This is a genomic window from Actinoplanes sp. NPDC051343 (assembly GCF_044455125.1).
Classification (GTDB): domain Bacteria; phylum Actinomycetota; class Actinomycetes; order Mycobacteriales; family Micromonosporaceae; genus Actinoplanes.
Genome location: NZ_JBITEL010000002.1, coordinates 597,114 through 618,298, shown reverse-complemented (window position 1 = coordinate 618,298; position 21,185 = coordinate 597,114). Strand labels below are relative to the sequence as shown.

Sequence of the window (21,185 nt, the reverse complement as noted above, 5' to 3'; positions counted from 1 at the left end):
CCGGTCAGCGGTCCACCGCGGCGGCGGCCTCGAGGGTCGCGCGGAAGGCACGGGCGACCGGCGACGCGGCGCCTGCCACGCGCTGGGCAGTGAAGATCGTGCGGTGCGGGGTGCCGGGGAGGGTCAGCAGGCGGCAGGACGTCGAGCGGCCGGCCCACACCAGGTCCGGGATCAGGGCGACCGCATTGCCCGACTCCACCAGCCGGATGTGCGCCTGGAGGTCGGCCGTCTCGTAGCGGACGTCCGGTTCGAAGCCGGCGCCGCGGCACAGCTGCTCGGCGAAGTGCCGGGAGGCGGCGCCGCGTGGCTCCATCACCCAGGGCATGTCGCGGGCCGTGGACAGCGAGTCGACCGGGTGCAGGGAGGCCGCCGCGGCGGGCAGGGCGAGGCGGATCTCGTCGGTGGTCAGCGGGCGGCGGTCGAGGCCGGGATGGTGTGGGGCGGCGTGGGCCGGGTACTGCTCGGCGATGACCATGTCGAAGTCGCGGGCCCAGGTCTCGCGCAGGGCCTCCTCGGGCTCCCGCTGCACCATCTCGACCCGGACGTCGGGGTAGTGCTCCGCCAGCGAACGCAACGTGGCCGGCATCAGGGCGAGCGCCGCCGACTGGAAGACCGCCACCCGGACCGTGCCGCTGACCCGGGTCGACGCGGCGTGCAGGCGGGCCTCGGCGCGTTCGAGGGTGTCGAGCACCTCGGCCACCGAGTCGACCAGGACCTCGGCCTGCGGCGTCAGCTGCAGGCGGCGGCCGGCCTTGCGGAGCAGCGGGGTTCCGGCTTCTTTCTCGAGCAGGCTGAGCTGCTGCGACACTGCGGACGGGGAGAAGTTGAGGGCCTCGGCGACGGCGGCCAGGGTGCCCCGGACGGCGAGTTCGCGCAGGAGCACGAGGCGGCGGATCTCGAGCATGGGAACGGCTCCCAAAGGGTAAGTAGAACTGAAGAATACCCGTCACGAATCATCGCTTTTCCTGATGCAAACGTGGATCGAGACTTGTCGCATGCATGACACCGACGACCGGCCGGTCACCCCCGCGCCGGAAACTGACGAACTCGCCCACGAGGCGATCGCGCTGGTGCGCCGCTGGCTCCGGGAGGCGGCCAAGATTCCGGTCGACGGTTCGGCGGCCCAGCTGGCCGGCCTGCTGCGCGACCCGAAGGGGCTGGAGTTCGCGGTCGGCTTCGTCGACGGGGTGATCAGGCCCGAGGACGTACGCGTCAGCGCGAAAGCCCTCCGGGAGCTGGCGCCCGCGGCACCCGGCTTCCTGCCCGTCCCGTTGCGGGCGGCCGTCCGCCTCGGCGGAGGCCTCGCGCCGGCCCTGCCCGGCGTCGTCGTGCCGATCGCCCGTCGCGTGCTGCGCCGGATGGTCGGCCACCTCGTCGTCGACGCGACCGACGCGAAGCTCGGAAAAGCGCTGAAGAAGCTGCACCGCAACGACGTCCGGCTCAACATCAACCTGCTGGGCGAGGCGGTTCTCGGGCGCGGCGAGGCCCGGCGGCGCCTGACCGAGACCGAGCGGCTCCTGGCCCGGGACGACGTCGACTACGTGTCGATCAAGGTGTCGGCGACCGTGCCGCCGCACAGCGCGTGGGCGTTCGAGGAGGCGGTCGACGACATCGTCGAGCAGCTCACGCCCCTGTTCACGCTGGCCGCGACCGCGAAGACACCGAAGTTCGTCAACCTCGACATGGAGGAATACAAGGACCTCGACCTCACGATCGCGGTCTTCACCCGCCTGCTCGACCGGCCCGAGTTCGAACAGTTCGAGGCCGGCATCGTGCTGCAGGCCTACCTTCCGGACGCGATGGCCGCGATGATGCGGCTTCAGGAATGGTCGGCCGCCCGGCGTGCCCGAGGGGGCGCGGGCGTGAAGGTACGCCTGGTCAAGGGGGCCAACCTCCCGATGGAGCAGGTCGAGTCCTCGCTGCACGGCTGGCCCCTCGCCACGTGGGGCAGCAAGCGCGAGACCGACACCAACTACAAGCGGGTCCTCGACTGGGCGCTGCACCCCGACCGCATCCGCAACGTGCGGCTCGGCGTGGCGGGTCACAACCTGTTCGACGTCGCGTACGCCTGGCTGCTGGCCGGACGCCGAGGCGTCCGCGACGGGGTCGAGTTCGAGATGCTCCTCGGCATGGCCGAGGGCCAGGCCGAGGTGGTACGCCGCGAGGTCGGCGGCCTGTTGCTCTACACACCGGTCGTACGCCCGGAGCAGTTCGACGTCGCGATCGCCTATCTGGTGCGGCGTCTCGAGGAGGGTGCGAGCACCGACAACTACATGTCGGCGGTGTTCGACCTGTCGGGGGACGAGGAGTTGTTCGCCCGCGAACAGGACCGTTTCCTGGCCGCCCTGGCCGGTCTCGACGACCAGGTCCCGGCACCGAACCGGGTCGCCGACCGCTACGCGGCCGTGGCACCGCCGCGACCGGGCCACTTCGACAACACTCCCGACACCGACCCGGCGGTCGCGACGAACCGCGCCCGGATCCGGTCGATCCTGCAGAGGGCCCGCGACTCGAAGATCGGCATCGACGCGATCGACGCCGCCCGCATCGCCGAGGAGGGCCTGCTCGACGAGGTGCTGGCCGGCGCCGCCGAGGCCGGCACCGCCTGGGGCGCCCTGAGCGGCGCGATCCGTGGCGACGTCCTGCACCGCATCGGCGACGCTCTGGAAGAACACCGCGACGAACTGATCGAGGTGATGGCGGCCGAGGCCGGCAAGACCGTCGACCAGGCCGACCCCGAGGTGTCCGAGGCGATCGACTTCGCGCACTACTACGGCGAACTGGCCCGCGAACTCGACCAGGTCGACGGCGCCACCCACGTCCCGGTCCGGCTCACGCTGGTCACGCCGCCGTGGAACTTCCCGGTCGCCATCCCGGCGGGCTCGATGCTGGCCGCCCTGGCCGCCGGCTCCGCGGTCGTGATCAAGCCGGCCGGCCCGGCCGAGCGCTGCGGCGCGGTGCTGGCATCGATCGTCCGGTCGGTGCTGGACGACCCGCGGGTGCTCACCCTGCTGCAGGTCCAGGAGCAGGGCCTCGGCAAGGAGCTGATCTCTCACGAGCTGGTCGAGCGAGTGGTTCTGACCGGCGCCTACGAGACGGCCGAGCTGTTCCGGTCGTTCCGCCCGGACCTGCCGCTGCTCGCCGAGACCAGCGGCAAGAACGCCATCGTCGTCACCCCGAGCGCCGACCTCGACCTCGCGGTCAAGGACGTGGTCGCGTCCGCGTTCGGCCACGCCGGCCAGAAGTGCTCGGCCGCCTCGCTGGTCGTGCTGGTCGGCTCGGTCGCCACCTCCAAGCGGTTCCGCACCCAGCTGCTGGACGCCGCCTCGTCGCTCACCGTCGGCCTGCCCAGCGACCCGCGCAGCCAGGTCGGCCCGGTCGTCGAACCAGCCGCCGGCAAACTCCTGGACGGGCTCACCAAGCTCGGGCCGGGCGAAAAGTGGCTGCTCAAGCCGTCGCAGTTGGACGAGGACGGCAAACTGTGGACGCCGGGCATCCGGGACGGCGTACGCCGGGGCTCCGACTACCACCGCATCGAATACTTCGGTCCGATCCTCGGCATCATGACCGCCGACACCCTCGACGAGGCGATCGACCTGGTCAACGACGTCGACTTCGGCCTCACCTCGGGCATCCACTCGCTCGACGAGGACGAGGTGCGCACCTGGATCGACCGGGTCCAGGCCGGCAACCTCTACGTCAACCGCGGCATCACCGGCGCGATCGTGCGGCGGCAGCCGTTCGGCGGGTGGAAGCGGTCGGCGGTCGGACCGGGCACCAAGGCGGGCGGACCCAACTATCTGGTCGGCCTCAGCGGCTGGCGGTCCGCGCCTTCCGGCGCCGACGGGTCCATCGGGACGGCTTCCGTGCGTACGCTCCTTCAAGCCGCCCGGGAAACGCTCAGCCCGACCGACCTCGCCTTTGTGACCCGCGCGGCGCGCAGCGACGCGGCGGCGTGGGAGCGCTCGTTCGGCACGGCGGCCGACGTGTCGGGGTTGAGCGCCGAGCGCAACGTGCTGCGCTACCTGCCGCACCCGGTGACCATCCGGCTGGCTGCGGACGGCTCGGTGGCCGCGCTGGTGCGGGTCGTGGCGGCCGGCCTGCTGTCCGGTGCGCCGTTGAAGGTCTCGGTGGCGTCGCCGGTGGCGCTGCCCATCGAGACGACCGTCGAGGACGACGCGACCTTCGCGGCGGGCCTCACCGCGGGGCGGGTGCGGCTCATCGGTGGCTCGGCCGCTGCGCTGGCGGCCGCCACCGACGGCCGGCCCGACCTGGCGGTCTGGGCCGGGCCGGTCACCGAGGCCGGGCGGATCGAGCTACTTGTTTTCGTACGCGAACAGGCCGTGAGCATCACCGCGCACCGTTTCGGCAACCCGGATCGTCTGGCCTACGACGTCCTCTGATCGGCGTCAGCAGCAGGAGTGCCCCGGCCGCGCCGATCGCGACTCTCGTCGTGGTCAGCGCGGCCAGGACTCCCCAGAGTGCCGTGCAGACGGCGACCACGGCCGAGTTGACGGCGTTCCACCTGACCAGCACGCGTCCGAGATGGTCGGCGGGGATGCGTTCGAGCCGTTCGGTGGCGAGCAGCGGGTTGTAGACGCCGAAGCAGGTGATCACGGCGAACTCGATCGCGATCACCAGTATCACCCCGGGTGTGCCGGGCATCGTGAAGGCCAGGCCGATCGGCCACAGAGCGCGGAGTACGCCGACCGTCCGCAGCGTCCTGCGCCGGTGCCGGACGCGCTGCGTCAGCCGGGCGCCGAGGAGGCCGCCGACGCAGGGCAGCCCGAATGCGAGGCCGTACTGCCAGGGCGGCCAGCCGAGGTCGCCCAGCAGGAGGACGGCGAGCAGCGGTTCCGTGGCCAGGACGAGGGCGTTGACGGTCACGGTGTTGAGGAACAGGGTGCGTAGGTCGCGATCCATCGTGTATCGGTCGGCTTCTCTCACGTCGGCCTTTCTGATGGCCCCTTCGGAGGCACCTCCTCGGATGGCCGCGATGCCGGCCGCCGAGAGGAGAAATCCGCACGCGTTCGCCGCGACCGTGACCACCGGGCCGAAGAGGCCGATCGCCGCCCCGCCGAGCGCCGGGCCGATCGCGATCGCGGTCCAGGCGGTCGACTCGAAGCGGGCGTTGGCCCTCAGCAGGTGGTCCGGCGCGACGAGGTCCTTGAGATAGGCGTCGCTCGCCGCCGTGAACGCGATGCTCGCGGCGGTGCTGACAGTCGATACAACGATCAGTTGTAGAAAGGTGAGCCAGCCGGCGGCGTAGCCGAGTGGCACGCTCACCAGGGCGGCGAAGCGCAGGACGTCCGCGGCGATCATCACGGTACGTTTCCGGCGAGCCTCGACCCACGGGCCGAGCGGCATGGCGAGAACCGCCCCGGCGGCCGTGCTCGCGGCGGCCAAGGCCGAGATCGCGGCCGGTCCGCTGTGGAACACCCGGATCGCGATCAGCGGAAAAGCCCCGAAACCCAGCCACGTGCCGGCCGTCGATATCGCGAACGCGGACCACAGCCGGCGGAACGATCTGCCCATGGCCGGGGATCAGATCAGCCGGCCGGCTCGGTGGTCCAACAACCGCACCCACAACCTAGGGTTGTGGGGTGGACATCGAGGGTGTGCGGACGTTCGTGGCGGTAGCGGAGGCCGGGCAGTTCCAGGTGGCCGCGGTCGACCTGCACGTCACCCAGCAGGCGGTGTCGAAGCGGGTGGCCGCGCTGGAGCGTTCGCTGGGCGTCCCGCTGTTCGCGCGGACCGCCCGGGGCGCTTCGTTGACACTCGACGGGCGGGCGTTTCTGCCGCATGCCCGGGGTGTGCTGCGGGCCGTCGACCGGGCGGCGTCGTCGGTCCGGCCGGGGGAGCGGGCGTTGCGGGTCGACGTCGTCCACCCGCGGATCGCGCCGGCGCAGCTCTTACGGCGTTTCCACCGGGCGCGTCCCTCGGTCGCGCTCGACGTCGTCACCCTTCCGGGAGCCGATGCCGGCCGGGCCGTGGAGGCGCTTGTGCGAGGCGAGATCGACGCGACCTTCAGGGCGGTTCTCGAGGCGCTGCCCCCGGGGGTGACAGCGGTTCGCGTGCTGGACGATCCGTTACAGGTGCTGGCCGGGCCGTCGCATCCGCTCGCCGGTCGGTCCTCGCTGCGGCCACCCGAACTGTCCGGACACCGCATCTGGATCCCCGGCATTCAGCCCGGGCACCGAGTGGGCGGCGTTCTATGCGTCGCTGGCGGCCACCTTCGGTCTCCGGATCGACGCGCTGGGACCGAACTTCGGGACCGAGGCGCTGATGGAGGAGATCGCGGGATCGCCCGCGGTGGCCACCCTGGTCGGCAGCGGCGATCACTACGTCTGGCCGGCCTCGTACGACCTGCGCCGGATTCCGCTGACCGAGCCGTCCCCGGCCTATCCGCACTCGTTGCTGTTCCGCACCGGCAATTCCCACCCGTCGCTGGCGCAGTTGTTGACCTGGACGACCGCAATTGACGGACTTCGATCGCCCGGCTAGGTTCACGAGAGCGCTCTCCGCTCGGCACCACGCGGCTGTGCGCGAGCCGGCTCTGCATGTCGACCGGCGTTTTGTCGCCACCTGACAACGTTGTCATCCGGCGGTTTTCCCCATCGATCGGTTCCCCCATCAGACCGATCCCCGAGGAGGCGGATCCATGAATTCCCTCTCCGCACCAGGCCGACGCCCGCTCGCCGCACTCCTCGGAGTCGGCCTCGGCGTGGCAGCGGCCGGCGCATTCGCCACCCCCACCCTGGCTGCCCCGGCCCTGGTCACCGCTCCCGCGACCCTGGTCAACCCGTTCATCGGGACGTCGAACCAGGCCGACGACTTCCCCGGCGCCGACGTGCCGTTCGGCATGGTGCAGTGGAGCCCCGACACCCCGTCGCGGCCGTCCGGCGGTGGCTACGAGTACGACGACACGTCGATCACCGGCTTCAGCCTCACCCACATCGCCGGGCCCGGCTGCGGCGCCGCCGGTGACGTTCCGGTGCTGCCCACCGTCGGCGCGGTCAACAACTCGGCCACGGACGCCTTCTCGCACGCCAACGAGTCGGCGTCGGCCGGCTCCTACAAGGTCGCGCTCAACAACCAGGTGACGACCGAACTGACCGCCACGACCCGCAGCGGCATGGCGCGCTTCACCTTCCCCTCGACCACCCAGGCCAACCTGATCTTCAAGCTGACCGGCAGCCAGAACGGCGCGAGCAACACGCAGTTCAACGTCGTCTCGAACACCGAGGTGAGCGGTCAGGTCACTTCCGGAAAGTTCTGCGGCGCGGGTAACACGTACACGGTGTACTTCGACATGGTCTTCGACCGCGCCTTCGCGAGCTCGGCCACCGCCGCGGCGACCGGCACCCTTCCCACGGCGCCGAGCGCGACGGCATCCAAGAACGCGGCCGAGACGCCCAACAAGCCGGTGTTGCACGGCAGCATGCCGAAGGCCGCCGCGCCCGCCGTCGCCGCCTCCAACGGGCACGTCACCTTCGACACCACAACCAACAAGGTGGTGCAGGCCAAGGTCGGCGTCTCCTACGTGTCCATCGCGAACGCGGCCGCCAACCGTACGGCCGAGAACGCCGCCTGGAACTTCGACAACACCCGCAACGCCGCCCAGAGCGCCTGGAACTCCGCGCTCGGCAAGATGCAGATCGCCGGCGGCACCACCGACCAGCAGACGATCTTCTACACCGCTCTTTACCACTCGCTGCTGCACCCCAACGTCATCAGCGACACGAACGGCCAGTACTACGGCTTCGACGGCAAGACGCACACCGTCGACTCCGGGCACAGCGCCGCCTACGCCAACTACTCCGGCTGGGACATCTACCGGACCCAGGCCCAGCTCGAAGGACTGGTGGCGCCGCAGGTCGCGTCCGACACCGCCCAGTCCATGATCGACGACTATGCGCAGACCGGGATCCTGCCCAAGTGGTCGGAGAACAACGGCGAGTCGTACGTGATGGTCGGCGACCCGGCCGACGGCATCATCGCCGACTACTACGCCTTCGGCGCCCGCGGCTTCGACACCGCGACCGCGCTGGCCGACATGGTCAAGCAGGCGAGCACCACCAACAACGACCGGCCCGGCCTGAACTACCTCAGCACGCCCGGCTTCGAGCCGCACAACGGCACCTACGGCTGCTGCAACTTCTACGGCCCGGTGGCCACCACGCTCGAGTACAACACCGCCGACTTCGCCGTCTCCGCCTTCGCGGGCGCCCTCGGCGACACCGCGAACCAGAAGAAGTACGCGGACCGCGCGCAGGACTGGCGCAACGTCCTCAACCCGGCCTCCGGCTTCGTGCAGCCCCGCAACGCCGACGGCACCTGGGTCAGCGACTTCGATCCGACCAGCGGCACCGACATGGTCGAGGCGGACTCGTGGATCTACACCGGCATGGTCCCGTTCAACGTGGCCGGCCTGGCCCGCGCCAAGGGCGGCAACACCGCGATGAACCACTACCTCGACACGGTGCTGCGCAGCTACACCGGTGCCAACGGCTACGCCTGGGTCGGTAACGAGCCCAGCATCGAACTGCCCTGGGAGTACGACTACACCGGGCAGCCGTACCGGACGCAGGGCACCGTACGGTCGATCCAGGACTCGATCTGGGCCAACAACCCGAAGGGCCTGGCCGACGGCAACGACGATCTCGGCGCGATGAGCGCCTGGTACGTCTGGTCCGCCCTCGGCATGTACCCGATGACGCCGGGCACATCCGACCTCGCCCTCGGCTCGCCGTTGTTCACCCAGGCCGTCGTCACCCTGCCGTCCGGCAAGACCCTGACGATCAGCGGCAACGGCGCCGCCGACAATGCCCCGTACGTGCAGTCGGCGTCCTTCAACGGCACGGCCTGGAACAACGCGTACGCGCCGGCCGCCGCCATCACCTCCGGCGGCACCCTCGACTTCACCCTGGGCACCGCGGCCAACACCTCGTGGGCGACCGCGGCCTCGGCCGCTCCGCCCTCCTACGGCGGCAGCCTCGCCGCGCCGGCCCAGCCGAGGGTCGGGGCGATCAAGTCAGGCGTGGGCGCGAACCTCTGCGTCGACGCCGCCCAGTCCGCCACGGCGAACGGTACGGCGGTGCAGATCTGGGGCTGCGACAGCACCTACGCCCAGGACTGGACGGTCGCGGGCGACAGCACGCTGCGCGACCTCGGCAAGTGCCTGGACATCTCCAACAGCGGTACCGCCGACGGCACCAAGGTGCAGTTGTGGGGCTGCAACGGCACCGGCGCCCAGAAGTGGACCGCCGGCGCGAACGGCTCCCTGGTGAACCCCCAGTCCGGCAAGTGCCTGGACGACCCGAACTCCGCCACCACCAACGGCGCCCGGCTGCAGATCTACACCTGTAACGGCAGCGCCGCCCAGAACTGGACCCTGCCGGCATGACCCGCGGGCCGGCGTGCTCACGGGCACGCCGGCCCGCTCAGGCGACTTCGATGCGCATCACACAGTTCTTCGTGCCCTTGGGGCGTACATAGGTGAAGCCGGCCTCTTCGAACACGCTTCGGGTGCTGTTGTAGAGGACCGACACCTTCTTGCCGTCGTTGTCGTGCGGGTAGCCCTCAACGATTCCGCCGCCCGCCTGGGCGATCAGATGAAGCGCGCCGCGCAGGGCGATCGCGGTCAGCCCCCGCCGCCGGTGCTTCTTGTCGACGAAGATGCACGTGATGCGGTAGTCCGGCCGGACGTCGCACTCCTCCTCGTACTGCTTGCGGTGGTAGATGTTCGGCAGTTCGGCCGGGCTGCCGAACTGGCACCAGGCGACGGCCTTGTCCTGATCGAAGACCAGCGCCGCGTGGGCCCCGCCCGAGGTGACCAGCCGCTGTTTGAGGTGGCGGTTGCCCTCCGCGGTGCGGGTCTTGTCGGCGTTGAGGGTGTGGAACCAGGTGCACCAGCAGCCGCCGAAGACGCCGTTGTGCCGCTGCATCATGCGGGCGTACGCGTCCCAGGTGTCGGCGCCCAGCGCCTTCACCGTGTAATCACCCATGGCCGCACCCTAGGCGCCGGGGCGGCATCGACGCGAACGGCGGGGCGCGACCGTAGGGTGAGCGCGCCCCTGGCAAAATCCGTAGAGTGACGGCGAAGTTTCTCTTGGTGAGGATGGGGCGGATGAAGCGGTGGCATGTGGGCGTCCTGGCGGCGCTGGCGGCGCTCGCGCTCGGCTGTGAGGGGGCTGCCACCGGCAGCCAGGGGAGTGGTCACGGCAGCCCTGAGCCCAAGCCCGGCCTGCCCGCCTCGATGGCCGCGCTCGGCGACTCGATCACGGTCGGGTTCGCCAGCTGCGGGACGGTGCTGGCCTGCGGGCGGAACTCGTGGGCGACCGGCACCAGCGCCGACGTCGACAGTCACTACCTGCGGATCAAGAGCGACAACGACCGGATCGCCGGGCACGAGCACAACTATGCGGTGCCCGGTGCCCGGGCCGACGACCTGGCGCGGCAGGCGAAGCTGGCCGTCAAGGCGAAGGTCGACTACGTGACGGTCCTGATCGGGGCGAACGACGCCTGCGCGGGCACGGTCGACCGGATGACGTCGGCCGCCACCTTCCGGAGCGAGATCGACGCCGGCCTCAAAACGCTCAAGAAGGGCCTGCCCAAGGCGCATGTGCTGGTCGTGAGCCTGCCCGACCTCTACCGCCTCTGGGAATTGGGCCACGACGACGCCCACGCCCGGCGCGCCTGGAAGCTGGGCATCTGCCCGAGCCTGCTCGCCGACCCGGCCTCGACCGACCAGGCCGACCAGGACCGGCGGGACAAGGTCAGGCAACGCATCGACGACTACGACGACGAACTGCACGACGCCTGCAAGGCCTACGGCGACCGCTGCCGCTGGGATCACGGCGCGGTGCACGGCGTCCGGTTCTCGTTGTCGCTGATCAACCACCTCGACTACTTCCACCCGGACGCCGACGGGCAGAAGCGCCTGGCCGAGGTGACCTACCCGGGCTGGTGAGCCGCCAGCCGGCCGGCCGCAACGACCGACACCACCACCGTGATCAAGGCGCCGAGCACGATCGCGGCCGGTTCGCCGGCGCGCAGGGTCGAGGCGCCCAGCGTGGCGGCGGCGACGGGCACGCCCAGCTGCGCCGACGCCAGAGGCCGAGATAGGACGGCCGCACCAGGAAGTGCACGACGACCGCGCCCACGCCGAGCAGCACCCAGCCACACCAGGCTGCGGCCGCGCCGATCACGGCCAGGGCGCCGAACCCGGCGGTCACGCGGCCATCGCCCGGCCGATCGCCCGCATCCCGCCCATCACCTCGGCGGTGCGGTCACCCTCGGCGGGATTCCAGTTCGCGAGTACGGCGTACGGCTCCAGCCCGACGTGGCCGACGTCGGCCCGCACCCCGTCGTCGGTGCCGGTCTTGTTGCGCAGGTCGCCGCCGGCGTGGGCGAGCGGGTCGAGGTCGAAACCGGCGGCGACCATCGACAGGTCGACCCCGGTGGCCAGCCACGAGTCGACCCGGGCCGAGACCGCGGGGGAGACGACCGTGCCGCGGGCGAGCCCGCCCATCAGGCCGGCCAGCTCGGCCGCGGTGCCCCACGACAACGTCGGTGGGTGGTCGGGGGCCCGCTCACCGCGTACGAAATCAAGCAGTGCCGTCTCCCGCAGCTTGAGCTCCGCGGCGAGGTCCGTCAGCGGGCGAAGCCCGATGCGGCCGAGCAGAACATTTGTCGCGAAATTGTCACTGACCGCCGCGACCAGCACCGCAAGATCGGCTATCGGCAGCTCAGGGATGGTCAGGTGCTGCCACAGCCCCGAGTCGGCGACCGCGAGTGCCGGGTCCTTGGCCAGCCGCTCGGCCGGGTCGAGACGGCCGTCCCCGATCCGGCGCGCGACCTCGATCAACAGCAGGAGTTTGCCGGCGCTGGCCGTGCGCAGCCGGCGTTCCGGCTGGTGAGCGGCCCGGTCGCCGATCTGCACCGACCAGTCGACGGCCGGCGTCGCACCGGCCACCTCGCCGACGATCTCCTGGATGTTCATCCGTACATCATGGTCGACTCGGCGGGCCGTCCCGCCCCGGACGGTGTGGCGGCTCATATTGCATAGTGCAACCATGTCAGGTATCGCAGTGAGGCGAAGGGAGACGACTATGGGTGCCCACGAGACCCCCACCCGGCCCAACGGTGCCGCTCGGACCAGGACGACCCACGATCCCGCGGGCCCGCTGATCTGGCAGCGCACCGACACGGTCGGCACCGAACTGGTCTTCCCCGACGCCGACGGGCGCACCGCGGCGGGCACGGCGGTGATCGGTGGCACCGGGCCGCACAGCGTGCACTGGACGGTCGGCCTGGACGACGCCTCGGGCGTACGCGCACTGACCGTGACCTGCGAATCCTCGCAGTCCCGGCGCACCCTGTCGATGACCCGGGAAGAGGACGGGACGCTCGTCTTCCGCAGCGGCGACTCGGAGGAGCCGATCCGCATCGAGGGAATCGACGTCGTCCGCATCACCGACTCGCCGATGTTCCTGACCTGGGCGCTGCGCCGGCTGGCCGTGACCCCGTCGGCGGGCGTGGTGACCGCGATGACCGCGCGGGTGCTGCTGCCGTCGCTCACCGTGGCGACCGGCGCTACGACCTATCAGCTCGTCAGCGACCAGCGACTGCGCATCGGCGGTGACGAGGCGGGTGCGTCCTTCGACATCGACGCGTCCGGGATCGTGGCCTATCGGCCGGGCCGGTTGCGGCTGGCCTGAGCTTTCCAGGCCGCTTTCCAGGCCGCTTTCCAGGCCGCTTTCCAGGCCGCTTTCTAGGCCGCGAGGGAGAGTGCTACCCGGCGCAGGAACGCGGCATTCGACGGGGTGGTGCGCAACTGGTCGAGCAGCTGCTGAAGGGACTGCCGGGCGTCGCCGCCGGTGAGCGCCCGGCGCACCTGCCCGACCACGGCGAGCTCGTCCCGCGCCATCAGGATCTCGTCGTGCCGGGTGCCCGTGCTCGCCACGTCGATGGCGGGGAAGGTGCGCGCCTCGGCGAGCTGCCGGTCCAGCTTCAGCTCGGCGTTCCCAGTGCTCTTGAACTCCTCGAAGATCAGCCCGTCCATCGCCGAGCCGTTCTCGACCAGCGCCGTCGCGATGATCGTCAGCGAGCCGCCGCCCTCGAGGTTGCGGGCGGCGCCGAGCAGCCGCTTCGGCGGATAAAGAGCTGTCGAATCGAGGCCGCCGCTCAGCGTCCGGCCACGGCCGGGGGCCAGCAGGTTGTACGCGCGTCCCAGCCGCGTGATCGAGTCGAGCAGAACGACGACGTCCCGCCCCTGCTCGACCAGCCGCTTGGCCCGCTCGACGGCCAGCTCGGCCAGGGCCGCATGCTCGGCCGGCGGCCGGTCGAACGTAGCCGCCACCACCTCGCCCTTGACCGACCGCTGGAAGTCGGTGACCTCCTCCGGCCGCTCGTCGACCAGGACGGCCATCAGGTGCACCTCGGGGTGGTTGACCGTGACCGCGTTGGCGATCTCGTGCAGAATCGTGGTCTTGCCGGCCTTCGGCGGGGCGACGATCAGCGCCCGCTGCCCCTTCCCGATCGGCATGACCAGGTCGATGACGCGGGTGGTGAGATCCTTGGAGTCGTTCTCGAGCCGAAGCCGCTCGTTAGGGAACAGCGCGGTCATCTCGTAGAAGTCGGGCCGCTTGCCGCCGGGCGCACGCCCGTTGACGGTCTCGACCTGCAGCTGGGCCGGCTTACGCGGCGCGGCGACCCGGGCGAAGCCGGTGACCCGGTCACCGCGGCGCAGGCCCAGCTGACGGACCTGGCCCATCGAAACAGCGATATCGTCGCGGCCCGGCAGATAGCCGTCGGCCCGAAGCCAGGCCCGGTCGTCGACGACGTCGAGCAAGGCGTCGAAGGCGACGTCGGCCATGGTGGTTACAGCAGACATGGGGGAGCGCTCCTAGAGCTGAAAGGCGGGCGCGGATAGACGCCGGCCTGGGTGAAGTGAAACTTTGCTGGGCCGGGTCGGAGACCTCACGGCCGATCAGGAACCCCGGGGGCGAAAGACAATCGCCAGCATCCGGGTCCGGATGGCCGAAGAGTAGCACACGGTTTACGCTCGCTGCCCGGCCGCCGGCCAACGCGAGTCTGACGGCGCACCCAGCGCCGGCGCCACTCAGGGGGCCTGTCGGCTACTTTCTGTGGGACCTTCATCGCGATGACGAATCGCGAGTCGTGCACTCGGCCCAGAACAGTGCGCCCGGTTGCCTCGCACGCGGGGTTCGACGCCTTTCGCTCAGGCAGAGAGTGTATCAAACAATTGAGCCGGATCGATTCCAATCCCGGTTTGCTCGACACCACTTCTGAAGTATTTGGCAACGACGTCTACAGCATCATCAGCGAGCCGTTCGTCGAATTATCCATTGCCTGAGGTGGTTCCACCGAATGGTGTGGCTATCCGTTGTGCCGGACTTAGTTGAACGCCAAGACTTCACCTCGATCAATTGGTTCGCCGAGCGCGCTGCGGTAATATCTACGGAATTACACCGCCACCGTATGGTCGTAACGCTGTTCTTGCAGATCGTTGAGTCACCGGACTCGATGGGGAGTGCTATGCACACGCATTTGCTGGTCGGGGGCTTGCTGCGGCGAGCCGGGGAAGTTTTGCTCGTTCGGCAGCCCGGCCCGGACGGGCCGGGCACGGCGTGGGCTTTGCCAGGCGGACGCGTAGAACCCGGGGAACTGTCACCTGAGGCGCTGTTACGCGAGGTGTGGGAAGAGACAGGTTCCCGCGTCGTCGGTGAACCGCACCTCATCTGCGTCGCTCAGCTGGCCAATCCCACCACGATCAGACGGGACGCCGGCGAGCTGCCAGGCCCCGGCGAGAGCGCTGTGGTCCTGATGTACGAGGCGACCTCCGGCGGCGGCTCGCCACACGTCACCTCCGACCCGGATGACGAGATCGCCGAGATCGCCTGGGTCGACTTGGAGGATGCCGCCTTGCTGCTGGCCGGCCATCCGTTCCCGTTCAACCGTGAGATCTACAAACGCTGCATCGCCGCGGCCCGAGGCGGGATCCGCACGGTCGCTCACTGCTACTTCCGCCGTCAGCCCGACGGCCATGACGAACCGTTGGTATTCAGCTAACCGGACATGGGCGCGTGCGCATCGTCGGCAGCCGTCGCGCCGGTGTGGGGCCGCCCTGGGGCGGCGAAGGTAGCCGGCAGGGCCGCCGGATATAGATACCCGGCATGGTGGTTGCCGACCGCGGCGGCATCCTGATTCGCTTGATATGCCGCCGATAGTGCGCGGTCGGCAGCGTGGCATCGCTATGCGGCGGTGAGGCGCCGCGACTCTGCCGGTAGATGCTGTCGCACTTGTTCTGCTCGGAAGTCCTGGCGGGCCGGCACGAAGGGCCGTATTAGCCGGCGGGGTAGAAGAGGAACAGGGTGCAACCGCTGGTGGTGGCGGGCACGTGCCAGGAACCGGCCGGGGCGTGCAGGAACGTCCCGGCGGGATGGTCACGTGCCCCGTCGTGGAAGGTGCCCGTGATCACGAAGACCTCTTCGGGACCCGGCTCGTGGATGTCGCGGCGTGGCCAGGAGCTGCCTGGGTCCATTTCCAATACGTCTGCGTGCGCGCCATTGGGGCCGGTCCACAGCGGGCGGTGCCGGACCCCGGGGAAGAGTTCCCGGATGGGTGCTTGGTCGACGCGGGCGAAGGCGTAGCCCTCCTGCGCGAGGATCTCGGGATGCATACCTCTCAGGGTGCGGTCGGTGATCACGGCGGCCCAGGGCCGGTGCGGACAGGATGGGGTATTTTTCTGCCATGCATCGTGTTGTGGCTCTGGTTCGGCCGGTGCAGTCGACGTTCGAGCTCGGCTGTGCCGTCGAAGTCTTCGGCACGAAACGGGCCGGGGTGCCCCAGCACTATGAGTTCGAGGTGTGCACGGAGACGCCGGGTCTGGTGCCGACGTCGGCCGGGTACGCGATGTCGGTGTCACGCGACCTGTCAACGCTGGACCGCGCAAGTACCGTGATCATCCCGGGTTGGGCACCCGTCGAGGCGCCGTTGTCGGACGGGGTGCACCGTGCTTTGCTGCGGGCGCACGCGCGTGGGGCGCGGCTGGTGACGATTTGTTCCGGAGTGTTCGCCCTCGCCCGCACGGGCCTGCTGGACGGCCGGTCGGCCACCACCCATCCGGGACGCGCCGAGCAGCTACGACGAGAGTTTCCGCGGGTCCGCGTGGAGCAGGACCGGCTCTATGTGGATCACGGTGACGTCGCCACCAGCGCCGGTGCGGGCGCGGGCATCGATCTGTGCCTGCACCTGGTCCGCCACGACCATGGAGCCGCTCATGCCGCGCTCCTTGCCCGGCACATGGCGATGCCGCCGCACCGCGAGGCGCCCCCTCCGTCCGCGGGGGACGCGCTCGACGGGCTCCTCGAGTGGGCCGGCACGCGCCTGGGGACGTCGTTGTCCGTGCGCGCCATGGCCGCGCACGTCGGTGTCTCGCCGCGCACGCTGGCCCGGCGCTTCGCCCACCACTTGGGCACGAGTCCGGGTGGGTGGCTGCTGTCGCGCCGGGTGGCCGAGGCACGCGCCCTGCTCGAGCACACGGACCTGCCCGTCGAGGCGATCGCGGCGCGCGTCGGCCTCAGCTCGGCGGTCAACCTGCGCCGCCGGTTCCGCGCCCAGCTCGGCATGACCCCGAGCGCCTACCGACGCGCATCACGCGTCTCCTGACGACAACGGCAAACCCTGATCGGTACGCTCGGTAGCCCTGAAACGCCGTGGTGTCGTGGTCATCGCAGGCGCTGTGGTAATCGCGCTGCTCGGTGCCGGGGGTCCGGTTCTGCCCGCTGCCATACGCGGTAATGGAGCCGGGGCCCACGGTCGACACACTGGGCCACGAGGACGGCCGGCAGGTGGTCACGGTGAGCGGCGGCGAGGTCTCCGCCTCAGCGGGGCGGCTGCGGCTGACCACCGTGCAAGTCGAGACCGAGATCGGCCCCTGAGCCGCGCTCGAGAGCTGGATCGACCACGACGTGGCATTGGTCCCGCGTAGCGCGGTCTACCCAGATCCAGCCGTTCGATCTGGCGCGGTGTGCCGCCTCGACACAGTTGCGCGTGCTGGTTTTGCCGATCGCGGCAGACAGATGGTTGCGAACTGTGCTTTCGGACAGGTGCAGGTGGCCGGCGATGTCCGCGACCGTGGCGCGCCGTCCGCAGCGGCGTGCAGAACGTCGCGCTCGCGGTCGCTGAGCGGGTTGGGCCCGGCGGACAAGGCCGCTGCCGCCGGCGCCGGGTCGATGACTCGTTGGCCGGCCAGGACCCGGTGGATGGCGGCGGCCAATTCCTCGACCGGGCCGTCCTTGACCAGGAAGCCGGTCGCGGACCAGCCGGCGTAGTTCGAATCGCAGGTATGCGCGCAGCAGTGCTCCGTCTCGGCGGGCCTGGTCGCCGGTCCCTCGGCGGCCGGCATCTTGGTGGTCAGGGCGAGGAACGCCGCATCCCAAACTGGCCGACATGTCGACGCCGGCCAGGGCCCGGATCTCTGCGGGCGGCCCGTCGGCGACGATGCGCCCAGCGGCGAGCACCACGACGCGGTCGGCCACGTCGTCGGCCTCGTGCAGCTGGTGGGTGCTGAAGAACACCGTCTGGCCGTCGGCGGCGTAGGCGCGGATGGCGGTCCAGAACCGCTGGCGGGCGGCGACGTCCATGCCCGTGGTGGGTTCGTCGAGCACGAGCAGGTCCGGGTCACCGGCGAGGGCGAACACGTTCTGCTGTATCCGAAGGTCGCGGCGCACGAATGGGCTCATGTGGTGGGTAGCTCGCTGCGCAGTTCGGCCAGGTCGTTGGTGGAGAGGTGCAGGTCGGCGGCGGCGGCGTTCTCGGTCAGGTGGTCGAGGGAGCTTGTGCCGGGGATCGCCAGGGTTACCGGGGATGCGGCCAGCAGCCAGGCCAGCGCGACCTGTGCGACGGTGGCCTCGTGCCGGGCGGCGACCTTGGCGAGGGTGGTCCGGTCGATCCGGGGTCGGCCGCCGCCCAGCGGGAAGTAGGGCACGTACGCGATGCCTTCACGCTGGCACCGTTCGAGGACCGCGTCGTCCTGATGCGCCGGGCTGTGCCGGTTTTGTACGGCGGCGACCGGGGCGATGGACAGCGCCTCGGCGAGTTGGTCCTCGTCTACGTGGCTGACGCCGAGATGCCGGACCAGTCCTTCCTGGCGAAGCTGCGCCAGGGCCGCGAACCGTTCGCCGATCGGCTCTCCGCCCGGCTCGCCCATGCCGTTGGTGCGCAGGTACACCAGGTCGAGGTGGTCGCGGCCGAGCCGGCGTAGGTCCTGCTCGATGAGACGACGCTGGGCGGTCGCCGGATCGCCCTGCTCCAGCATCGCGCCTACCTTGGTGGCGATGACCAGGTCGGCGGGGTACGGCGAAAGCGCCTGCCGGATCATGTCGTGCGCGTGGAGGGCGCCGGCCCCGTACGAGGCGGCGGTGTCGATGTGGTTCACGCCGATCCCGGCGGCGCGGCGCAGGATCGCGATGCCATCCTTCGGGTCCCGGATCCGGCCACCTAGAGCGAGCCGCATCGCGCCCAGACCGATGCGGTGGACCGGCAGGTCGTCGCCGAGGAGGAAGTCATTCGCCATGGCCGGCGACGATAGCAAAAACTTGCGTACACGCAAACTTGCGTGCACGCATCCACTATGTGAAGCTGCACCTTGATGGCAGACGATCTCGGCTTACGTGAACGCAAAAAAGAGGCGACCCGGGTGGCGCTCCGCGCTGCCGCGCTGCGCCTCGCGCTGGAACGCGGACCCGGCAACCTACGGGTCGACGACATCGCCGAGGCCGCCGGTGTGTCGGTGAGGACCTACAACAACTACTTCTCCAGCCGCGAGCAGGCGATCATCGCGGCGGTCACCGCCGAGCGCGCGTCGCGGATCGCGGCGGCTGTCGCAGACCGGCCGGCTGAGGTCGGGCTCGCGGATGCCGTCATCGACGCCGTCGCGGGGCAGTACGCCGATCCGAGCGACGACGACCGGGCCGTGATGCTGATGATCACGTCTACGCCCGCGCTGCGGGCCTGCTACGTCGACACCGTCGCCGCGATCGAGGAACCGCTGGCTGCCGCGATCGCGGAGCGGTGCCCGGGCGTCGACCGGCAGACCGCCGAGGTGCTCGCGGCCGGTGTCGGCGCGGCCACCCGTCTCGCGCTGCGACGGTGGCTCGACTCGGCCAGGACGCCGGCGTCGATGCACGGCTTCGTGATACCCGCCGGATCGCTGCCGGAGATCGTCCGGAGCGCGCTGACGCCGCTCGGCCCGGCGCTCGACCAGGCCGGACACCGCTGACGACGGTCGTGCACGTCCCCGCCAAGACCGGCTCGCCGGAGGAACGGCCTGCATGGCGTGATCCCGGCGGGCTGACGCAGGCGAGCGCCTCGCCGCCGCACGGCTTGCCGAACTCCTGGAACGGCAGGGCTCCGAAGGTGTGGTGCACCGCCGCGTCGGCGTGCCCGGCAAGCAGAAGGAAGCCCAGGAATCCCAGCGAGACGGGCGGGTCCGGGTGACGTCCTGCAGCGGATCAACCGAGTTGTCGAAGGAATTTGGCCGACGGTGTCGGATCGGGCCGGGGGTGTTCGTAGTCGGTACGAGGCCGCCCGAGAGGTGCGCCCGACCGCCGAAGAGAAGGACTTCCTGATGACGATTTTGATGGAGCCGGCCCCGGTCACCGCACGCCGCTCCGGTCGCCTGATGTGGGCGATCCTGGGTCTGGTGCTGCTGGCCGACGCCCTCGACGTGATCGATGCGACGGTCACCAACATCGCCGCCCCGACCATTGCCCGCGAGCTCAACGGCGGCGAGAGTCTGATCAAGTGGTTGGGGCCGGCGTACATGCTCGCCATGGGTGTCCTGCTCGTGGTCGGCGGACGGCTGGGTGACAAGTTCGGCCAACGCCGGCTGTTCCTGATCGGAATCGGCGGGTTCACCCTCGCTTCGGCGGTCGCCGGGTTCTCACCTGATCCTGCCCTGCTCATCGCCGCCCGGGTGGCTCAGGGCGCGTTCGGAGCTCTGCTGATCCCGCAAGGCATGGCGATCATGACCAAGGCGTTCGACCGCGACCTGCTCGCCAAGGCGTTCGGGCTGTTCGGCCCGGTTCTCGGTCTCGCCAGTGTCGGCGGCCCGGTCCTGGCCGGATTCATCATCAGCGCCGACCTGTTCGGTCTGTCCTGGCGCCCGATCTTCATCGCCAACGTCCTCCTCGGCGCTGCCGGGCTGGTGACAGCCGTCAAGATCCTGCCGCGGGACGACGGCGACCGGTCGATCGTCGTCGACGGCTGGGGCTCCGGCCTCCTCGCGGCCACGATGGTCGGGCTGCTGTACGGCCTGATCGAGGGCTCGACCAACGGCTGGAGCGCCGTACCCGTCACCTCGCTCACCGCCGGCGTCCTGTTCCTCGCCGCCTTCGCGTACCGTCAGCGCACCGCAACCCACCCGCTCATCACGCCCTCGCTGTTGCGCAACCGCGGTTTCACCTCCGGGATGCTCGTCGGTCTGACCGTCTTCGCCGCCGGCACCGGCCTGATCTTCGTGCTGTCGCTTTTCCTGCAGGAGGGGCTGCACGTCGGCCCGTGGGACGCGTCGCTCGGCCTGGTTCCGCTCACCCTGGGCATCATCGCCTCCGCGTTCGCCGCGATGGGTGGCCTGGTGGCCAGGCTCGGCCGGACCCTCGTCTTCGTCGGTCTCACCGTCGTCCTCGCCGGTTGCGGTGCGGTCCTGGCCCTCGTCGATCACTCCGGTACCGAGGTCGGCCTCTGGGCGCTGGCCCCGGCGTTGTTCGTCATCGGCGTCGGCATCGGTCTCTGCTTCGCCACGATTCCCACGGTTGCTCTCGGCGACGCGAAACCCGAGGAGGCCGGCAGCGCCAGCGGCTCGCTCAGCTCCATCCAGCAACTCGCTTCGGCGATCGGCTCGGCCGGGGTCACGTCGGTCTTCTTCCAGGCCGCGACGTCCGGAATCGGCCACGCCATGAGGGTCACTCTCGTCGTCGTTCTGGCCGTCACCGCCCTCAGCCTCCCGGTCGTCGCCCTGATGCCCCGCAGGGCACCGGCAGAACCCCACCCCTGAGCAGCCGGCCGTACCGCCAACCGCGCGCGGCAACCGGTCTGCACCGCAGCGGCACCGTTTTCGCACTCAGGAGCCCGTCTACTGAAAGGGTCCGATCGGC

Annotated in this window: 19 protein-coding genes and 1 pseudogene; 11 read left to right on the top strand and 9 right to left on the bottom strand. The window is 70.3% G+C overall.

Annotation, left to right across the window (positions count from 1 at the left end; translation table 11 throughout):
* Positions 1 to 4: 4 nt before the first annotated feature.
* The gene (locus tag ACIA5C_RS09810; RefSeq protein WP_396052916.1) at positions 5 to 904 is read right to left on the bottom strand and encodes a LysR family transcriptional regulator; all 900 of its coding nucleotides are present in this window, start codon (positions 902 to 904) and stop codon (positions 5 to 7) included.
* 91 nt (positions 905 to 995) lie between these two features.
* Here ACIA5C_RS09810 and ACIA5C_RS09805 point away from each other — a divergent pair, with 91 nt between their 5' ends.
* Positions 996 to 4,403 carry a bifunctional proline dehydrogenase/L-glutamate gamma-semialdehyde dehydrogenase gene (locus ACIA5C_RS09805; RefSeq protein ID WP_396052915.1) on the top strand — a complete coding sequence of 1,136 codons (3,408 nt, stop codon included), beginning with the start codon at positions 996 to 998 and terminating at the stop codon, positions 4,401 to 4,403.
* Here ACIA5C_RS09805 and ACIA5C_RS09800 read toward each other — a convergent pair.
* Positions 4,351 to 5,535, bottom strand: coding sequence for an MFS transporter (locus ACIA5C_RS09800; protein WP_396052914.1), 1,185 nt, complete (start codon positions 5,533 to 5,535; stop codon positions 4,351 to 4,353). The genes ACIA5C_RS09805 and ACIA5C_RS09800 overlap by 53 nt on opposite strands.
* A 68-nt stretch (positions 5,536 to 5,603) precedes the next feature.
* Between ACIA5C_RS09800 and ACIA5C_RS09795 the strand changes: the two are divergent.
* The 3 genes and pseudogenes from ACIA5C_RS09795 to ACIA5C_RS09785 form a co-directional block, all read left to right on the top strand.
* Positions 5,604 to 6,110, top strand: a pseudogene (locus ACIA5C_RS09795) (LysR family transcriptional regulator); the annotation flags it as partial.
* 175 nt (positions 6,111 to 6,285) lie between these two features.
* A complete protein-coding gene (locus ACIA5C_RS09790; RefSeq protein ID WP_396053111.1) occupies positions 6,286 to 6,504 on the top strand; it encodes a hypothetical protein in 219 nt (72 codons plus the stop codon).
* 157 nt (positions 6,505 to 6,661) lie between these two features.
* Entirely contained in the window at positions 6,662 to 9,406 is a 2,745-nt protein-coding gene (locus ACIA5C_RS09785; RefSeq protein ID WP_396052913.1) for a lectin, read from the top strand.
* Between the two features lie 37 nt (positions 9,407 to 9,443).
* On the opposite strand, the gene ACIA5C_RS09780 is transcribed toward ACIA5C_RS09785, so the two are convergent.
* Entirely contained in the window at positions 9,444 to 10,007 is a 564-nt protein-coding gene (locus ACIA5C_RS09780) for a GNAT family N-acetyltransferase (protein ID WP_396052912.1), read from the bottom strand.
* Between the two features lie 122 nt (positions 10,008 to 10,129).
* Here ACIA5C_RS09780 and ACIA5C_RS09775 point away from each other — a divergent pair, with 122 nt between their 5' ends.
* Positions 10,130 to 10,972, top strand: coding sequence for an SGNH/GDSL hydrolase family protein (locus ACIA5C_RS09775; protein WP_396052911.1), 843 nt, complete (start codon positions 10,130 to 10,132; stop codon positions 10,970 to 10,972).
* On the opposite strand, the gene ACIA5C_RS09770 is transcribed toward ACIA5C_RS09775, so the two are convergent.
* Positions 10,957 to 11,094, bottom strand: a complete 138-nt coding sequence (locus ACIA5C_RS09770) for a hypothetical protein (protein WP_396052910.1) — start codon at positions 11,092 to 11,094, stop codon at positions 10,957 to 10,959. The genes ACIA5C_RS09775 and ACIA5C_RS09770 overlap by 16 nt on opposite strands.
* A gap of 139 nt (positions 11,095 to 11,233) precedes the next feature.
* On the bottom strand, positions 11,234 to 12,004 hold the full coding sequence (locus ACIA5C_RS09765; RefSeq protein WP_396052909.1) for a serine hydrolase: 771 nt from the start codon (positions 12,002 to 12,004) through the stop codon (positions 11,234 to 11,236).
* Positions 12,005 to 12,113: 109 nt separating this feature from the next.
* Here ACIA5C_RS09765 and ACIA5C_RS09760 point away from each other — a divergent pair, with 109 nt between their 5' ends.
* Positions 12,114 to 12,722: a putative glycolipid-binding domain-containing protein gene (locus tag ACIA5C_RS09760; protein WP_396052908.1), complete on the top strand. Its 609-nt coding sequence runs from the start codon at positions 12,114 to 12,116 to the stop codon at positions 12,720 to 12,722.
* Between the two features lie 53 nt (positions 12,723 to 12,775).
* On the opposite strand, the gene rho is transcribed toward ACIA5C_RS09760, so the two are convergent.
* Positions 12,776 to 13,897 carry a transcription termination factor Rho gene (gene rho, locus ACIA5C_RS09755; protein ID WP_396052907.1) on the bottom strand — a complete coding sequence of 374 codons (1,122 nt, stop codon included), beginning with the start codon at positions 13,895 to 13,897 and terminating at the stop codon, positions 12,776 to 12,778.
* 270 nt (positions 13,898 to 14,167) lie between these two features.
* On the opposite strand from rho, the gene ACIA5C_RS09750 reads away from it, so the two are divergent.
* Both ACIA5C_RS09750 and ACIA5C_RS09745 read left to right on the top strand, forming a co-directional pair.
* The gene (locus tag ACIA5C_RS09750; protein WP_396052906.1) at positions 14,168 to 14,380 is read left to right on the top strand and encodes a hypothetical protein; all 213 of its coding nucleotides are present in this window, start codon (positions 14,168 to 14,170) and stop codon (positions 14,378 to 14,380) included.
* Between the two features lie 14 nt (positions 14,381 to 14,394).
* Positions 14,395 to 15,096: an NUDIX domain-containing protein gene (locus ACIA5C_RS09745; RefSeq protein WP_396052905.1), complete on the top strand. Its 702-nt coding sequence runs from the start codon at positions 14,395 to 14,397 to the stop codon at positions 15,094 to 15,096.
* 274 nt (positions 15,097 to 15,370) lie between these two features.
* On the opposite strand, the gene ACIA5C_RS09740 is transcribed toward ACIA5C_RS09745, so the two are convergent.
* Positions 15,371 to 15,706, bottom strand: a complete 336-nt coding sequence (locus tag ACIA5C_RS09740; RefSeq protein WP_396052904.1) for a cupin domain-containing protein — start codon at positions 15,704 to 15,706, stop codon at positions 15,371 to 15,373.
* A gap of 71 nt (positions 15,707 to 15,777) precedes the next feature.
* Here ACIA5C_RS09740 and ACIA5C_RS09735 point away from each other — a divergent pair, with 71 nt between their 5' ends.
* A complete protein-coding gene (locus ACIA5C_RS09735) occupies positions 15,778 to 16,695 on the top strand; it encodes a GlxA family transcriptional regulator (RefSeq protein WP_396052903.1) in 918 nt (305 codons plus the stop codon).
* 215 nt (positions 16,696 to 16,910) lie between these two features.
* On the opposite strand, the gene ACIA5C_RS09730 is transcribed toward ACIA5C_RS09735, so the two are convergent.
* Entirely contained in the window at positions 16,911 to 17,771 is an 861-nt protein-coding gene (locus tag ACIA5C_RS09730) for a hypothetical protein (RefSeq protein WP_396052902.1), read from the bottom strand.
* Complete coding sequence (locus tag ACIA5C_RS09725; RefSeq protein ID WP_396052901.1) at positions 17,768 to 18,604, bottom strand: aldo/keto reductase; 837 nt, start codon at positions 18,602 to 18,604, stop codon at positions 17,768 to 17,770. The genes ACIA5C_RS09730 and ACIA5C_RS09725 overlap by 4 nt, the downstream gene beginning before the upstream one ends.
* A 75-nt stretch (positions 18,605 to 18,679) precedes the next feature.
* On the opposite strand from ACIA5C_RS09725, the gene ACIA5C_RS09720 reads away from it, so the two are divergent.
* Entirely contained in the window at positions 18,680 to 19,309 is a 630-nt protein-coding gene (locus tag ACIA5C_RS09720; RefSeq protein WP_396052900.1) for a TetR/AcrR family transcriptional regulator, read from the top strand.
* Positions 19,310 to 19,657: 348 nt separating this feature from the next.
* Complete coding sequence (locus tag ACIA5C_RS09715) at positions 19,658 to 21,085, top strand: MFS transporter (protein WP_396052899.1); 1,428 nt, start codon at positions 19,658 to 19,660, stop codon at positions 21,083 to 21,085.
* The last annotated feature ends 100 nt before the right edge of the window (positions 21,086 to 21,185 follow it).

Excerpts from the sequence above, each read along its gene's own strand:
- ACIA5C_RS09810 (WP_396052916.1), bottom strand. The coding sequence starts at position 904 with ATGCTCGAGATCCGCCGCCTCGTGCTCCTGCGCGAACTCGCCGTCCGG.
- ACIA5C_RS09805 (WP_396052915.1), top strand. The coding sequence starts at position 996 with ATGCATGACACCGACGACCGGCCGGTCACCCCCGCGCCGGAAACTGAC.
- ACIA5C_RS09800 (WP_396052914.1), bottom strand. The coding sequence starts at position 5,535 with ATGGGCAGATCGTTCCGCCGGCTGTGGTCCGCGTTCGCGATATCGACG.
- ACIA5C_RS09790 (WP_396053111.1), top strand. The coding sequence starts at position 6,286 with ATGGAGGAGATCGCGGGATCGCCCGCGGTGGCCACCCTGGTCGGCAGC.
- ACIA5C_RS09785 (WP_396052913.1), top strand. The coding sequence starts at position 6,662 with ATGAATTCCCTCTCCGCACCAGGCCGACGCCCGCTCGCCGCACTCCTC.
- ACIA5C_RS09780 (WP_396052912.1), bottom strand. The coding sequence starts at position 10,007 with ATGGGTGATTACACGGTGAAGGCGCTGGGCGCCGACACCTGGGACGCG.
- ACIA5C_RS09775 (WP_396052911.1), top strand. The coding sequence starts at position 10,130 with ATGAAGCGGTGGCATGTGGGCGTCCTGGCGGCGCTGGCGGCGCTCGCG.
- ACIA5C_RS09765 (WP_396052909.1), bottom strand. The coding sequence starts at position 12,004 with ATGAACATCCAGGAGATCGTCGGCGAGGTGGCCGGTGCGACGCCGGCC.
- ACIA5C_RS09760 (WP_396052908.1), top strand. The coding sequence starts at position 12,114 with ATGGGTGCCCACGAGACCCCCACCCGGCCCAACGGTGCCGCTCGGACC.
- rho (WP_396052907.1), bottom strand. The coding sequence starts at position 13,897 with ATGTCTGCTGTAACCACCATGGCCGACGTCGCCTTCGACGCCTTGCTC.
- ACIA5C_RS09750 (WP_396052906.1), top strand. The coding sequence starts at position 14,168 with ATGACGAATCGCGAGTCGTGCACTCGGCCCAGAACAGTGCGCCCGGTT.
- ACIA5C_RS09745 (WP_396052905.1), top strand. The coding sequence starts at position 14,395 with ATGGTGTGGCTATCCGTTGTGCCGGACTTAGTTGAACGCCAAGACTTC.
- ACIA5C_RS09740 (WP_396052904.1), bottom strand. The coding sequence starts at position 15,706 with ATGCATCCCGAGATCCTCGCGCAGGAGGGCTACGCCTTCGCCCGCGTC.
- ACIA5C_RS09735 (WP_396052903.1), top strand. The coding sequence starts at position 15,778 with ATGCATCGTGTTGTGGCTCTGGTTCGGCCGGTGCAGTCGACGTTCGAG.
- ACIA5C_RS09730 (WP_396052902.1), bottom strand. The coding sequence starts at position 17,771 with ATGAGCCCATTCGTGCGCCGCGACCTTCGGATACAGCAGAACGTGTTC.
- ACIA5C_RS09725 (WP_396052901.1), bottom strand. The coding sequence starts at position 18,604 with ATGGCGAATGACTTCCTCCTCGGCGACGACCTGCCGGTCCACCGCATC.
- ACIA5C_RS09720 (WP_396052900.1), top strand. The coding sequence starts at position 18,680 with ATGGCAGACGATCTCGGCTTACGTGAACGCAAAAAAGAGGCGACCCGG.
- ACIA5C_RS09715 (WP_396052899.1), top strand. The coding sequence starts at position 19,658 with ATGACGATTTTGATGGAGCCGGCCCCGGTCACCGCACGCCGCTCCGGT.